The following is a 13,939-nucleotide window of genomic DNA, read 5'->3' on the forward strand; positions in this document are numbered from 1 at the left end:
CCCGACAAGGAAGAACATGGCCGACATCGCACCCAATCCGCCCGACCTCCGGCTCGCCCGCCGGCCGGAAATCGGCCGTCTTCCGCAAGGTTCGGAGCGCGAGCAGCGTCTGCGTGAACTATGGGAAAGCGAACCCGGCTGGCGCGGGTGGCTCTCGACCGTGGACCATAAGCGGATCGGCATGCGCTACATCGTGAGCGCGTTCATCTTTCTAATCGCAGGTGGAATTGAGGCGCTCGTGATGCGCGTCCAGCTTGCGCGGCCGAACTCACATCTGCTGTCGCCGGAGCAGTACAACCAGCTGTTCACGATGCACGGCATAACGATGATTTTCCTGTACGCGTTGCCGGTGCTGTCGGGATTTTCGAACTATCTGTGGCCACTCGTGCTCGGCGCGCGCGACATGGCATTTCCACGCCTTAACGCACTTTCATTCTGGGTCTTCCTCTTTGCGGGCCTCTTTCTGTATGCGAGTTTTCCGCTCGGTCAGGCACCTGATGCCGGCTGGTTCAACTATGTGCCGCTCTCAAGTCTCGAATACAACACCGGGCCGAACGTTGACGTCTACGCGCTCGGCATGGTGCTGCTCGGTGTCTCGACAACGGTTGGATCCGTCAACTTCGTCGTCACGCTGCTGCGCATGCGCGCTCCTGGAATGTCGATCGACCGGCTGCCAATTCTCGTGTGGGGCACGCTGACTGCGTCGGCGGCCAATCTGGTTGCAATCCCATCGGTCAGTCTTGCGTTCCTCATGTTGTGGCTCGACCGGCAGCTCGGCACGCACTTCTTCGATGTCGCTAACGGCGGCAGACCGATGTTGTGGCAGCACATGTTCTGGATTTTCGCCCATCCGTGGGTGTACGTCGTCGTGTTGCCGGCGATGGGCATCGTGTCCGATGCGCTGCCGACTTTTTGCCGCCGGCCGCTCGTGGGCTATACGCCCGTCGCGATCTCCACTGTCGCAACGATGATGATCGGCTTCGTCGTCTGGATCCATCACATGTTCGCGACAGGGATTGCGCCGCTCGCGCTGGCGTTCTTTGGCGCCGCCAGCACGCTCATCTCGATCCCGAGCGCGGTTGCCACCTTCGCGTGGATTGCAACGATCTGGCTTGGACGTCCGGTCTACCGCGTACCGTTCCTGTTTTTCGCGGGCTTCGTGCTGATGTTCGTGATTGGCGGGGTTTCCGGTGTGATGACAGCTGCGGTGCCATTTGACTGGCAACTCACCGACACCTATTTCGTCGTTGCGCACCTGCACTACGTGCTGCTCGGCATCAACGTATTTCCCGTGCTGGGTGGCATCTACTACTGGTTTCCGAAGTTCACCGGGCGGATGACCAGTGAGAGGCTGGGCAAGCTCTCGTTCTGGGTCACCTTTATCGGCTTTAATGTCGGCTTTTTCCCGATGCACATTTCGGGTCTGCTGGGCATGCCGCGCCGGATCTATACGTACCCGGCGAACATGGGATGGGATGCGACCAACATGATCACAACGATCGGCTCGTTCGTGTTCGCCCTTGGCATTCTGATCTTTCTGATCGACGTGGCAGTGAGCCTGCGGCGCGGCGAGCCAGCGGGCGACAATCCGTGGGACGGCGCGTCGCTCGAATGGTCGGTGCCGTCGCCGCCGCCGCCCTACAATTTCGCCGTGGTGCCCGTCGTGGCGAGCCGTAATCCGCTGTGGGAAGACCGGATCGGGGAGGGCGCTCACTCACAGCTCGATGAAGGGTTCGTGCTTGACCATGGACGTGAGGCGCTGGGCACGACATCGCTCGATGCGAGACCCGACATCATTCTCAAGATGCCGTCAGACTCCTACGCCCCGTTCCTGCTCGGGTTGTTCAGTGCGCTGCTGTTCGTGGCAATGTTGCTGCACGCCTGGATCTTCGCGGGATTCATGGTGACGGCATGCGGCGCGGCGATGCTGCTCTGGCTATGGCCCGAACGGCTGCTGATACAGCGGGAACCGCAGCCCGTGCAGGATGCGGGAGGCCGCCATGAGTGAGCTGATCGATAGTGACCTGATCCTGCCGGTGGGTAGCGCGGGCAAGTTGTCGAGCGGCTGGTGGGGCATGATGGCCACGGTCGCCACGGAGGCGTCGCTATTCGGCTATCTGATCTTCTCGTATCTGTACCTTGGCTCGCAGACCGAGCTGCACTGGCCGCCCGAAGGACTGCCGAAGATCGGCATCGGCGCACTCAACACTGGCGTTCTGCTCTCGAGTAGCGTGTTCGTGTGGCTGTGCGAGCGCCTCGTGCGCCGACGCAGGATCCGCTGGGCGGTTGCGTCGATGGCGTTTGCGATCGTGCTGGGGATCGTTTTCGTCGGCATCCAGATGAAGGAGTGGCACGACCACCCCTACGGCATCGCGACGCACCAGTACGGATCGCTGTACTTCACGATCACCGGCTTTCACGTAATTCACGTGCTTGTCGGGCTCGTCGTGTTAGCGGCTCTGCTGACCTGGACGGCCCTGGGCTACTTCGACGAAAAGCGTTGCGCCGCGCTGAGAATCGGCGGCCTGTACTGGCATTTTGTCGACGTCGTGTGGCTCTTTATCTTCACGACGCTATACGTCACGCCTTTTCTTTTCTAGGAGGGCGAAGATGTTCGCCGCAGTGAGTTATCAAAAAGCGCCCGGGGGGACAGCCCCGGCGGCAGCGCATCCAGTTTCCGGCGACAAGCCCGCACGCCAGGGTCCCCGGCGACGGCGCGGCGGGGCGCTGATGATGCTGTTCGGCATGTTGGGGGCGGCGGCAGCGTGGGTGTTGCAGACGGAAATCGGTGAAACGCTGGCTGCCCAGGCATGTTTCCCGCATCGGAGTGCGCTGGCGGCGCCCCAGTGGTCGTGGCTGATGCCGGTGCTGGACGTGACAAGTGTCGTCGCACTGCTGATCGGCGTCGCGGCCGTGTGGGTCGCGTGGCGAGGCTGGCGAATGACGCGCGCCGCACGTCCGGATCCCGCTCCGCCTGCATCCGACGCAGCGGTTGGACGAACACGTTTTCTCGCGATGGCCGGGCTTATTCTCAGCCTGCTCTTTCTCGTCGGGCTGGTCGCGACCGGTTTGGCGGTCCTTCTCGTCTCACCGTGCAGCGCGTGGCGGTGACCGACATGGACCTGATCTCGCCGCGCGCCGTTTGCGCCACCTTCGCCGTCTTGATCGGGGCGACCGTGTTGGGCATGTCTGGCCACACCTTTGCGCAGATGGGTGCGCCTGATGCCGGGAACGTGGTTGGGTCGACGGACCCGACGCTGATTTCACGCGGCGAATATCTGGCGAAGCTCGGTGACTGCGCCGGCTGCCATACCGTGCCGAAGCAGGGCGCGCCATTTGCCGGTGGCCTCGCGATGGGCTCGCCCTTCGGCACAATCTATTCGACCAACATCTCGCCGGACCCACAAACCGGGATAGGCCACTACAGCTATGCGGACTTTGAGCACGCGTTGCGTGACGGCGTGGCACCCGGCGGCAAGCGGCTCTACCCGGCCATGCCGTATGCGTCGTTCACGAAGATCAGCGACGCAGATATGCGTGCGCTGTACGCGTACTTCATGCATGGCGTGCAGCCGGTCAACCATCGCCCGCCCGAAACGAAACTGCCGTTCCCGTTCAGCCAGCGCTGGGGCCTGTTTTTCTGGGATCTGGCATTCGTGCGGCACGGGCGCTTCACCCCGGACGACAGGCACGACGTGCAGTGGAACCGGGGCGCCTATATCGTGCAGTCGCTCGGCCACTGCGGAGCGTGCCACACGCCAAGGGGCCCCGGCTTCGAGGAGCGCGGCTACGACGAGTCGTCAAGGCTGTACCTGACGGGCGGCACCAACGATCACTGGTTCGCGCCGAACCTGACGGGCGATCCGGGTTCGGGACTTGGGCGGCTGTCGCCGCGCGACATCGCTTCGTTCCTCAGGTCCGGTCACGGCGTCGATGTGCACGTGGTGACGTTTGGCAGCATGGTGCAGGTGGTCGAAGATAGCGCGCAATATTTCAACGACGATGATCTGGACTCAATCGCGCATTATCTGAAGAGCCTGCCTGCGCGCGAAGCGTCGGGCGCTTTCACCCCGAACTCCAAGAAAGCGCAGGAGACAGCAGTATCGTTGAAGACTGGCGATGTCGAACGTCCGGGCGCCGGGCTTTATATGTCGTTCTGCGCGAAGTGTCATCAGGCCAACGGGCACGGTGACTCACAAAAATTCCCGGCACTGGCGGGCAACCCCGTAGTCCTGGCGCCTGACACGTCGTCGCTGATCCGGCTTGTGCTCGAGGGCGGCAGTAGTCCGCAGACGCAGAATGGACCGACGCATCGAAAGATGCCGGCGTTCGAGAATCAGTTCACCGACACCGAAATCGCCAGCGTGTTGAGCTTTGTGCGCACGACCTGGGGTAACGAGGCAGCACCGGTTGCGACGCGCGAGGTCTCGGTGATGCGCGGCAAGCTCAAGAAGAAATGAATCTAGGATGATATTCGCGGCAGTCGAATAGCTACCCGCACAGACGAGGCAGAAAATGAAATCGAGCAGAACTGGCATGAACGTCCTCATAACCGGAGCGAGCGCCGGCGTGGGCCGCGCGAGCGCACACGAATTCGCGCGTCAGGGCGCAAAAATCGCCCTCATCGCTCGCGATGAGGCAGCGCTCGACGACGTGCGCCGCGAGGTGGAGGAACTCGGGGGGCAGGCGATAGCGATCGCGCTGGACGTCTCGGACCCGACCGCAGTCGAGGCTGCCGCAACGCGCGCGGAAGCCGAGCTGGGCGCGATAGACGTCTGGGTGAACAATGCGATGACGACGGTCTTCGCGCCGCTGCAGGACATTTCGCCGGACGAGTATCGGCGCGCGACGGAGGTCACCTATCTGGGCTACGTCTGGGGCACGATGTCCGCGTTGCGCCGGATGCGGCCGCGAAACCGGGGCACGATTGTGCAGGTCGGCTCGGCACTCGCCTACCGGTCGATTCCGTTGCAATCACCGTATTGCGGCGCCAAGCACGCGATCCGCGGCTTCACGGACTCGGTGCGCAGTGAACTGATGCATGACCGCAGCCGCGTCCATCTGACGATGGTGCAGATGCCCGCGCTGAACACGCCGCAGTTCGAATGGGCGGAGTGCCTGTTGCCGCACCCGCCACAACCCGTGCCACCGATCTATCAGCCAGAAGTTGCTGCGCGTGCGGTGGTATGGGCTGCGACCCATCGCCGCCGCGAACTCTATGTCGGTTCGTCAACGATCAAGGCGATCTGGGCCAACAAGTTCGTCGCGGGCCTGCTCGACCGTTATCTTGCGCATGCCGGTTACACCGCGCAAATGCAGGACCGCACCGTGGCGAGCGACCGGCCCTCGAATCTCTGGAAGCCGGTAGCCGGTTTGCACGCGACTCACGGTCCATTCAGCGATCGTGCGAGCGCATCGAGCGCCGCGTTGTGGCTCGACCAGAATCGCAACTGGTTACTGGCCGGCGCCGCGACCGGGCTGATCGCGACGCTGCTGGCGATTCGCCGCCGATAGCTGGCCGCCGACAGGCTGGCGCGTCCCTGCTATCGCCGACACCGCGGCCCGTCGTATCCGGCGTGACGGGTCTACCGTTCACACACCCACCATGCGGAGCATATCCATGGCATCGAACATCGAGGACTATGCGCTGCTTGGCGACGGTCAGACCGCAGCACTGGTGGCGCGCAACGGCTCCATCGACTGGCTGTGCTGGCCGGGGTTTGATTCCGATACCTGCTTTGCCGCGCTGCTAGGCCATGCCAGGAACGGTCGATGGCAGATCGCACCGGTGCAGGAGCCGATCGAAGTCACGCGTCGCTATCGCGGTCTCACGCTGATTCTCGAGACGCGTTTCAGGACGGCGACCGGCACCGCCGCACTGGTTGACTTTATGCCGATGCGCGGTGAATGCCCGCAACTGATTCGTATGGTCTTCGGCGAGACCGGAAGCGTCGAGTTCGATCTGCAGTTCGGGGCGCGCTTTGATTACGGGCGCGCGGTGCCAGCGATCCGCCGGCTTGAAGATGGGGCAGGCGTTTCGATCGCGTGCGGGTCGAACAGATTGACACTGCGCACCGGCGCCCCCTTGCGCGACGAAGGCGGCAACGTCATGGGCCGCTTTGCGGTGGCTGCGGGCCACAGCGTGTCGTTCGTTCTGAACTACAGCGACAGCCCCGACATGTCACCCGCATGCAACGACGCACAGCGTCAGCTGTCGATTACGACAGCGTTCTGGGAGGCATGGTCAGCCCAGGCTGACACCCGGGGTCCATACCAGGACGCGCTCAATCGCTCACTCATCACCCTCAAGGCGCTGATCCATGAGCCGGGCGGCGGGATCGTTGCGGCGCCCACCGCTGCGTTGCCAGAACATCTGGGCGGTTCGCGCAACTGGGACTACCGTTTTTGCTGGTTGCGCGACGCGAGCCTGACGTTGCTTGCGCTGCTGCGAGGCGGCTATCCCGATGAGGCGCGACGCTGGCGCGACTGGCTCGTGCGTGCGGTCGCCGGCGCGCCATCACAGTTGCAAATTCTTTACACCATCGACGGAGCAAGGCATGTGACCGAGTGGGAATGTCCTTGGCTTGATGGCTACCAGGCAGCAAAGCCGGTTCGGTTCGGTAACGGCGCTGTCGGCCAGCTGCAGCTCGATGTTTTCGGTGAAGTGATGAACGCGCTGTACCTCTCGCGGCGGGCAGGCCTTGGACCAGACGGCGCCGCGTGGACGCTCGAAGCGGAACTCGTGGAGCACCTTGCTCAGGTCTGGCAGCAACCCGATCAGGGTATCTGGGAGAGTCGCGGCAAGCCGCAAAACTATACGGTTTCGAAGGTAATGGCCTGGGTTGCGGTGGACCGCGCCATAAGGTCAGCAGCACAGTTCCGTCAGGATGCGCCGGTACGCGAGTGGGAACAGTTGCGGGAGAGGATTCATGCGGATGTCTGTGCAAACGCCTTCAGAACGGACCTCAACTCGTTCACGCAGAAGTATGGCGGCACGGAACTCGATGCGAGTCTGTTGCTGCTGCCCCTGGTGGGCTTTTTATCGCCGCAAGACCCTCGCATGCAGGGCACGGTGGCGGCGATCGAACAGCATCTGATGACCGACGGACTGGTCTTCCGCTATCGTCCCGAGCACGCTAACGACGGACTTGGCGAAGGCGAGGGTGCCTTTCTCGCCTGCAGTTTCTGGCTGGCCGACAATCTGTTCCTGCAGGGTAAGCGCGACCAGGCTGAGGCACTCTTTGAGAGGTTGCTCGGCCTGAGGAACGACGTCGGTCTGCTATCTGAAGAATATGATGTTCATTCTCGTCGACTCGTCGGCAATTTCCCTCAGGCGTTTTCCCATATAGCGCTGGTGAACACTGGTCTGACACTCACACGTGGACACGCCCGGGCTGGCGCGAGCGGCAACATCACGAACGCGAAAGGCGAAGACTAGGCCGCAATGAAACGATGCAGATATCGCACACTTCCCGGTCACTGCTCAGCCTGGTGCAGGCACATCCCGATCACCGGCTTGGGACACGCCAGGGCTGGCCGTCTCCTTTTCGACAAGCGCGCGGGCCATGTGTCAGTACTCATCTGCGCATCCTTCGAGGCTACCGTCCTGTTGCCACAGTTCGAAAGCGCGCGCGCGGATTTTTTCTTCCAGTGTGGTTTCGCTCATTTCAGACACTCCATAGAGTTGCCATGCGCGGAACCGGTCCGCACGATCGTCGCCAGACGCGGAGAATTAGCACAATACCGGCCGGCGACGCCTCGGAAAGATTGTGGCGACTCCTGTCCCGCGGCTACATCGGGCACAAACAACGGCGCACTGCTGATGACGGGTGCACGTGACTCCCATGGCGTGAGACGCAACGAGATGCGTGCAAATTACGCTTTCATGTATATCATTCCGTGATATATAGTAACATTAAACGGATAGAGGCGCGTGCCACGAACCGCACGAACTTATGCGCGCGCCAGAGCGGTCGGTGAAGCGGCTGTGAGGTGTCCTTTCAAAGGAGCCATCATGCTCATTACATTTCAATCGAGGGCATCGCCAGATCTGGTCATGGACATACGGAAAAACGAAGGTGGCAGAACCCGATTTTGCAATCGCCAGTTGACTCCCGCGGCCGCTGGAATCCAGCCGAATCAGAAACGCTACGTTACGTATCTCACATGCCAGGCTGAGTTAGCGCAATCTGGCATGTGCATCGGTCTGACTGCCCCGAAAGATCGCAATGCGCCGGGGTGGGCGGGAATTTTTCGCGGTCTTTCGTGGGCGCGTCGAACTTTATCTATATCATTCTGTGATATAGAACGAGTACGATGTGTGTTTGTTTGAGTGCTGCGCGACCGTTGTCGTCGGCGATGCGGTGATGCGTTCGCGACAGATTAATGCGGTGCTACGAATGCCGCGCGGAAGAAACCCATGTGCCGGCCTTCAGATGTGTTCTTCTTTGCTATGACGGAACACGCGGAGGGCAGCACGCGTTGAAGGACGGCGCTTCTCTGGCTCGAGATCTTAAGGCCGAGGTGCACGTGCTCTCGATCCTCAACACTGCGGCTTGGGCACAGGCGGCCGACATTACCTCAGCACTTCCTGTCGATATTGTCGCCGAGTCGGCCAGAAGTCTGCTCGAAGAGGGACTGAATAAGCTTTCGGCACGCGGAATCCGGGCGACCGGGCACTTCGCTTTGGGCGATCCGCTGAATCAAATTCCTTTCTTTGCAAACGACCTGAAGGCTGACTTTATCGTCATTGGGCATTGTCAAACCAGCCGGCTTGCGCGATGGTGGGCCGGCAGAAATGATGGCCTGTCGCTGGACTGAGTCGGTTGTAGCGTGCTCGTGGCGATGGGGCCGGAAAGGGTGCAGATACAGCGGCCGTCTGAACACTTGACGTTCACAATGCGGCACACCCGGTCGTGTAGCGCCACTGCCCAGACACCCCGGCCACTGCTGCGGTACGGACGCAACACCCCCGCTCGTACAAAGGCGGTGCGGTCGGAGGATGGCCCTCAGGTAACGCTGCGGGTCGGTTCGTGTCGTTCCTGCAGCGCTTGCGCCGCTGAAGCTGGCGGATACATGTACGCACGGTTGAACGGATAGCCACTTTGCCCGACGTCCGGATGATGAGCGTAATGGTCAAGCGTTTCGGCCGTGTCAGCGGAACGCGACGCCAGAATCTGGTACAGGGAAGTCCACCCTTGTTCAAATCCCATCGCGGATCCGGCCAGATAGAGTCGATACGCGCGAATGACCTTTTCCGCATCGTTGCCCAGTATCCGGTGTGCCTCGTCCAGATGGGCTTCGAGCGCGTCGGCCCAGTGCCACAGCGTGCGCGCGTAATGTGGACGAAGACACTCGGCATCCACCGGCTCCAGGCTGCTACGGGTCATGACGTCCATCATGACGCTTACATGCACCAGTTGTCCCCCAGGGAAGATATATCTGTCGATGAAGTCGCCCATGCCGCCGTCGAGCTGCGGATTGTCTGTGCCGCCCGCGGTAATGCTGTGGTTCATCATGAGGCCGCCGGGTCGTAGCAGACGACGCATCTTCGCGAAGTACCAGGGCAGGTTCGGGCGGCCGACGTGCTCGCACATGCCTACTGAAGCGATTTTGTCGAAACGCTGGGACTCGTCGAGGTCGCGATAGTCCTGAAGCAGCATTTTGACGCGGCCTTGCAGCCCCTTCTGTTCGACAAGACGGTTGACATAGGCATGCTGGTTCTTTGACAGCGTGATGCCGGTCGCTGCAACATCGTAGTGTTCGGCGGCCCAGAAGAGTAGCGCGCCCCAGCCAGCGCCGACATCGAGAAAGCGTTCTCCGGGACGCAGCATCAGCTTCCTGCAGATGTGATCGAGCTTGGCTTGCTGGGCCTGGGCCAGCGACATATCAGGCGCAGAAAAATACGCGCACGAATACACGCGCAACGGGTCAAGCCACAGGGCGTAGAAATCATCGGAAACGTCGTAGTGGTGCTGGATCTGTGCGGCGTCCCTGACTCGACTGTGGTGAGTTTGCTCCCAGATTGCGAGGCGGGCCCGATTGACGCGGCGCAGAAGCCATCCGCGCGCCTCACGGGTTGGGTCACGACGAAGGAGAGCGGGTGCGGCCGCCATCAGGTCGTGCAGATCGCCTTCGATCTCAAGCCGGCCTTCCACATAATCCTCCGCCAGTCGCCCAATCGCTCCCTGTGTCAGGTGCAGAAGAGCTCGAATGTCGCGGATAGCAAACGACAATCGCGGCTGCGCAGCGCCTATCCGGACGCCATCCGGAAGACAGACCGAACAGGGCATGGGCAGCTCCGCGATGCGTTGTTGGGCGGAGTGCCGCAAAAGGCTGGATAGCATCATGATTGCTGTCTCCTTCACCAAATCCCGCACTGCCGGCTGTGCTTGACGGGCATATCCTCATCCGATTACGTTTTTATCGGATTGCGGATCGTTCCTTTTGTATCCAGTGCGCATCTTATCCCGCATGGCGTTCACGATATCTGGAACTCCCAGCAACGGCGGCCTGACCAGATCAACCCACCTTAACCGTCGAGAAAGCGCCAGGCGCACTGTGGCGGAGATGGCCATCTCGACTTGGCTGATAGCGCGCGGGGGCTTGTCTGTTAGACCATGCCGGAAATCTTCGGCTTTGCCGACAACGCCTGTCAAACGGTGCGCGAGTTCACTGCGGGCCAACTTGTATTCGGAATCGGACTTTTCCTGATAAGGGCAATTGGTCAGGCTAGGCACGTTTGCATTGTATGTCACATTGTGATGTATGCAAACGGTTGCTTCATCGGGGTTGCCATGCATGGTGATAGCGACCTCACGCTGCGGCAAGCGTGTGCTTGATGCTTGCCTTCAAGGAAACAGTGTCCAGTGCACTCAAGCAAAGCACCATCGCGACCTGGCAAAACGGCAGGACATCAGCTGACTTCAGTCATTCGATGTTGAACAAACAGTTGGTTCATCAAACGAAACTCTGTTTCGTTTTGTGCGCTGATCGACTGACGGTGAATGGAGAAGGTCATTGACGATCCGGCGTCCCGCGCTATAACCGCCCATGAGCGCATCTGCTTCACTGAGGAATGGCTGACCTTGTGATTCGCCCACACGCAGCGGAGAGAAAACAGCTACTGCGGCACCAGCTGTGCAGATCCTCACCTCCGCTACATATCCAATTTCTCCCGTAGCGGTGCGCCGGCCCTCCAATTGAAGTCTGCCTCGTCGGTCGCTTCGATGTCGAATCTCTGGTATTGATATGTGCAGTTCATGGCGTCACATTTACGACCTCCTCCGGCATCCGCAGCAAGCCGCCGTGTTCGACAGCGCTCACTTGTCGGAAGAAAAGCGCAACGACTTCCCGGGTCGCTACACTCGTGGATAACGTCCCGACCTTGACCGGCGCAAACCATCTGCACTTGGCGATTTCGCTGCTCAGCTGCGCAATCGATTGAGACGCCACGTCGGCGAAGAAGACATAGTGCAGCGTGTTGAATCCGTCGGTACGTTCTGCATGCACGGGCAGCCTCCGGAGTTTTCCGGCGATGGCGACCCGGACAACGGCCACCGCCGCGAGCGCGATGTTCGTGATCCGCTGCAGTGCCACTCAAGGGTTCTGGCCTCGTCTAGGTGCTGGCGGATTCGCTAGCGCATAACGCTGGCAATGTTCGAGGTATTTGCCTTCGTGCAACACCAGCAGTTCCACGATGCTGCGCCATAGCCACGACGCCGCGCTGGGAGACTTCGGTCGGCTCCTTTGGAGTTCAGTGAGCCAGGCTTTGCGGGTTGCGGCGTCCATTTGCGCCGCGTGCGCCTTGCCGACGACAAGCGCAAGGAAATGGGCGGCCTTGATCGCATCTGCCTCGGCTAGCCGTTCCGCGTTGGACTTCAGATCCTGAGGCATCAGCTCACGGATGACGACGGCGCAGCCGTCGAGTCGCGCCGCAATCATGCGGTTGCCAAGCATCGGCGATACCTGTCGTGCACCTTCCACCACGCGTCTTCCATTGTCACGCGGCATATGATGATGTCCGGCATGTTTCGGCGCCGCGGATGCGACAGCTTCCTTGATATCGATGAGGCAGAGCGGGCCGCCAGCGGAACACTTCCCGTCGATGTCCAGTAATACCGCATATCGGCGCCGGCCCAGCGAGCTGCACCCCTTTACCCAATAGCGGCATCGAGGACACGTATGGCCGATTCGCAGCTCGCCCTGTTGCCCAGAATCGCGTGAATCGGCACGGGCGCGCCGGGCTCGAACAATGCGTCAATCGCGTCCTTTTCGACCCCTGACAGCGGCCAGAAGCGCTTGCCGAGCGGAATGTGAGCCTGATATGGTCGATGTTCTGGCGGGCGAGCTGGTCGCAGGAGCGGTGGAGCGCTTCCTTCATGGCGATCCTGACGACGTCCGGTCGTTGGGTCCTGCTGGTTTCGTCGCTGCGCGAGTCGTCGAATGCCTGTTCGTACCCGTCGAGCAGCGCGCCCGCCATAAGGCTGGTGATCAAACCTGGCAAACCCGAACTGCGTGCCGCAGTCGCCAGTATCAGCCCCAGACGGACCAGGTCGTGGACCGGATTGCCGATCACGCTCTGATCCACATCCCGGACGTGGACGGCGACGTCGCCCGCGGCGTCCGCGACTGGGCCTAGATTGCCGAGGTGACAGTCGCCGCAAATCCAGATGGATGGCCCCTCCGGGAGCGTCCCGACCGGCCGGCTTTCCAGCCATTCGTAAAAGTGCGCAGCCGTGCCCCGTTCGTACGCATGAGGCGAACGCGCCATTTTCTGCCGGCGCAACTCGGCAAGCACGGGTTGCCGGGCGTCAGGCGCCGCGTAAGGCGTGGATCTGACCGATTTTTTTGACACCATGCCTCCTTCGCGCAGCAAGCGGCCCGTTGTTTTTGTTCGTTAAGCTCGAAACATGCCACCCTATAGTGCCCTGACTGGCGGTCCTCGTGTCAGGCCAGTCCACCGGTTGCTGATAAAGCGTCAAGTTTTTTCGGCTTTCAGGAAACCCGACGATAACCGACCGGGAGCGAGGGATGCCCTCGCTTGGGCGACCGGACATGATACGAGGCGCGACCAGCGTGTTCTGATAACGCTCACCGACCCTACGTGCCGGCCTGACCGATGCGCCCGAAATCCAGATCGCGAGACGCCCACGCCTGGTTGCGTCTTCGTCCATCTGGCGAACACGAACTCCTGGTGCCATGCCTTTATGCGTGCCCGGCGCGCTGGCATATTTATCACATAAAGCCTCCCAATGCGAGGAGGGCAACATGAATACGATCGCAATACTGTTTGGCGAAGGGAAGAATCTGAATGCGTTGCAGATGGGCATGCGCGCGCTGGTCGTCTTCGTGATTGCGCTGACACTGATCCGGATAGCGGGGCGACGCTCGTTCGGTCAACGCGCGGCTTTCGACTATGTCGTGGCCATTCTGCTGGGCGCCACTCTGAGCCGGACAATTGTCGGCGCTTCGCCATTCCTGGCTACGGTTATGGCGTCGATCGTCATAGTGGTACTTCACAGACTGGTGGCGTGGCTTTGCATGCACAGCCGTGCTTTGGAAAGGCTGGTTGTCGGGGCCGCTGTATTTGCAGCACGCGTTCGACCTGTCGGACGAAGAGGTTGTCTGGCAATGGGTGGAGTACCCGTATTGGCAGGTGCGCGCAGGGACCGCAATCAGGCGTGGCGAGCTCGCGGGTCGACCTTTGCTGGACACGAAGCTCTCGCTCATCAGCATGCCCAGCCGCTCCCAGTGGATCAGGTCACTCAGGCGCACCTGGGGATGCTTCAGGTTGATCTGCTCGCGCAGCGGTTGCCGGAAGAAATCTCGCTCAGTTACAGGCGTCTTTGGATCCATCTGCACCTCACCAGGAATTGCAGGATTCACGCATCAATATGCCAGGTCCCTGCGATTCCCACAACACCATTTCGGACTCAAA

10 protein-coding genes and 4 pseudogenes are annotated in these 13,939 nt (G+C 61.1%); 8 read left to right on the forward strand and 6 right to left on the reverse strand.

Going from position 1 to position 13,939, the window contains the following annotated elements; all coding sequences use genetic code 11:
* Window positions 1-16 precede the first annotated feature (16 nt).
* The 6 genes from ctaD (at window position 17) to ACTJLB_RS27770 (ending at window position 7,438) form a co-directional block, all read left to right on the forward strand.
* The gene (ctaD, locus tag ACTJLB_RS27745) at window positions 17-2,008 is read left to right on the forward strand and encodes a cytochrome c oxidase subunit I (RefSeq protein WP_408422431.1); all 1,992 of its coding nucleotides are present in this window, start codon (window positions 17-19) and stop codon (window positions 2,006-2,008) included.
* Window positions 2,001-2,600 carry a cytochrome c oxidase subunit 3 gene (locus ACTJLB_RS27750; RefSeq protein WP_408422429.1) on the forward strand — a complete coding sequence of 200 codons (600 nt, stop codon included), beginning with the start codon at window positions 2,001-2,003 and terminating at the stop codon, window positions 2,598-2,600. The genes ctaD and ACTJLB_RS27750 overlap by 8 nt, the downstream gene beginning before the upstream one ends.
* Window positions 2,601-2,610: 10 nt before the next feature.
* On the forward strand, window positions 2,611-3,111 hold the full coding sequence (locus tag ACTJLB_RS27755) for a hypothetical protein (RefSeq protein WP_408422426.1): 501 nt from the start codon (window positions 2,611-2,613) through the stop codon (window positions 3,109-3,111).
* Between the two features lie 5 nt (window positions 3,112-3,116).
* Window positions 3,117-4,460, forward strand: a complete 1,344-nt coding sequence (locus ACTJLB_RS27760; RefSeq protein ID WP_408422423.1) for a c-type cytochrome — start codon at window positions 3,117-3,119, stop codon at window positions 4,458-4,460.
* A 76-nt stretch (window positions 4,461-4,536) separates the two neighbouring features.
* Window positions 4,537-5,514 carry an SDR family oxidoreductase gene (locus tag ACTJLB_RS27765; RefSeq protein ID WP_408422420.1) on the forward strand — a complete coding sequence of 326 codons (978 nt, stop codon included), beginning with the start codon at window positions 4,537-4,539 and terminating at the stop codon, window positions 5,512-5,514.
* Between the two features lie 106 nt (window positions 5,515-5,620).
* Window positions 5,621-7,438: a glycoside hydrolase family 15 protein gene (locus tag ACTJLB_RS27770; protein WP_440785208.1), complete on the forward strand. Its 1,818-nt coding sequence runs from the start codon at window positions 5,621-5,623 to the stop codon at window positions 7,436-7,438.
* Between the two features lie 132 nt (window positions 7,439-7,570).
* Here the strand turns inward: ACTJLB_RS27770 and ACTJLB_RS27775 are convergent, their stop codons facing one another.
* Window positions 7,571-7,666: a DUF2934 domain-containing protein gene (locus ACTJLB_RS27775; RefSeq protein ID WP_408422414.1), complete on the reverse strand. Its 96-nt coding sequence runs from the start codon at window positions 7,664-7,666 to the stop codon at window positions 7,571-7,573.
* A gap of 755 nt (window positions 7,667-8,421) precedes the next feature.
* Here ACTJLB_RS27775 and ACTJLB_RS27780 point away from each other — a divergent pair.
* A pseudogene (locus ACTJLB_RS27780) lies at window positions 8,422-8,817 on the forward strand (universal stress protein); the annotation flags it as partial.
* A 191-nt stretch (window positions 8,818-9,008) separates the two neighbouring features.
* On the opposite strand, the gene ACTJLB_RS27785 reads toward ACTJLB_RS27780, so the two are convergent.
* The 4 genes and pseudogenes from ACTJLB_RS27785 to ACTJLB_RS27800 all read right to left on the reverse strand — a co-directional run bounded on the left by ACTJLB_RS27785 (window position 9,009) and on the right by ACTJLB_RS27800 (window position 12,859).
* Entirely contained in the window at window positions 9,009-10,349 is a 1,341-nt protein-coding gene (locus ACTJLB_RS27785; RefSeq protein WP_408422411.1) for a class I SAM-dependent methyltransferase, read from the reverse strand.
* A gap of 57 nt (window positions 10,350-10,406) precedes the next feature.
* Window positions 10,407-10,802: a hypothetical protein gene (locus tag ACTJLB_RS27790; protein WP_408422409.1), complete on the reverse strand. Its 396-nt coding sequence runs from the start codon at window positions 10,800-10,802 to the stop codon at window positions 10,407-10,409.
* A 457-nt stretch (window positions 10,803-11,259) separates the two neighbouring features.
* Window positions 11,260-11,598: a hypothetical protein gene (locus ACTJLB_RS27795; RefSeq protein WP_408422406.1), complete on the reverse strand. Its 339-nt coding sequence runs from the start codon at window positions 11,596-11,598 to the stop codon at window positions 11,260-11,262.
* A pseudogene (locus ACTJLB_RS27800) lies at window positions 11,599-12,859 on the reverse strand (DUF2252 family protein).
* A gap of 410 nt (window positions 12,860-13,269) precedes the next feature.
* Between ACTJLB_RS27800 and ACTJLB_RS27805 the strand changes: the two are divergent.
* A pseudogene (locus tag ACTJLB_RS27805) lies at window positions 13,270-13,578 on the forward strand (hypothetical protein); the annotation flags it as partial.
* Between the two features lie 93 nt (window positions 13,579-13,671).
* Here the strand turns inward: ACTJLB_RS27805 and ACTJLB_RS27810 are convergent.
* A pseudogene (locus ACTJLB_RS27810) lies at window positions 13,672-13,857 on the reverse strand (IS5/IS1182 family transposase); the annotation flags it as partial.
* Between the last annotated feature and the right edge of the window lie 82 nt (window positions 13,858-13,939).

Source organism: Paraburkholderia sp. 22098 (assembly GCF_052045935.1).
In the GTDB taxonomy this organism is placed as follows: domain Bacteria; phylum Pseudomonadota; class Gammaproteobacteria; order Burkholderiales; family Burkholderiaceae; genus Paraburkholderia; species Paraburkholderia caledonica.

What these genes read in the sequence shown, in the direction of transcription:
- ctaD (WP_408422431.1), top strand. Translation starts at nt 17, where the DNA reads ATGGCCGACATCGCACCCAATCCGCCCGACCTCCGGCTCGCCCGCCGG.
- ACTJLB_RS27750 (WP_408422429.1), top strand. Translation starts at nt 2,001, where the DNA reads ATGAGTGAGCTGATCGATAGTGACCTGATCCTGCCGGTGGGTAGCGCG.
- ACTJLB_RS27755 (WP_408422426.1), top strand. Translation starts at nt 2,611, where the DNA reads ATGTTCGCCGCAGTGAGTTATCAAAAAGCGCCCGGGGGGACAGCCCCG.
- ACTJLB_RS27760 (WP_408422423.1), top strand. Translation starts at nt 3,117, where the DNA reads ATGGACCTGATCTCGCCGCGCGCCGTTTGCGCCACCTTCGCCGTCTTG.
- ACTJLB_RS27765 (WP_408422420.1), top strand. Translation starts at nt 4,537, where the DNA reads ATGAACGTCCTCATAACCGGAGCGAGCGCCGGCGTGGGCCGCGCGAGC.
- ACTJLB_RS27770 (WP_440785208.1), top strand. Translation starts at nt 5,621, where the DNA reads ATGGCATCGAACATCGAGGACTATGCGCTGCTTGGCGACGGTCAGACC.
- ACTJLB_RS27775 (WP_408422414.1), bottom strand. Translation starts at nt 7,666, where the DNA reads ATGAGCGAAACCACACTGGAAGAAAAAATCCGCGCGCGCGCTTTCGAA.
- ACTJLB_RS27785 (WP_408422411.1), bottom strand. Translation starts at nt 10,349, where the DNA reads ATGATGCTATCCAGCCTTTTGCGGCACTCCGCCCAACAACGCATCGCG.
- ACTJLB_RS27790 (WP_408422409.1), bottom strand. Translation starts at nt 10,802, where the DNA reads ATGCATGGCAACCCCGATGAAGCAACCGTTTGCATACATCACAATGTG.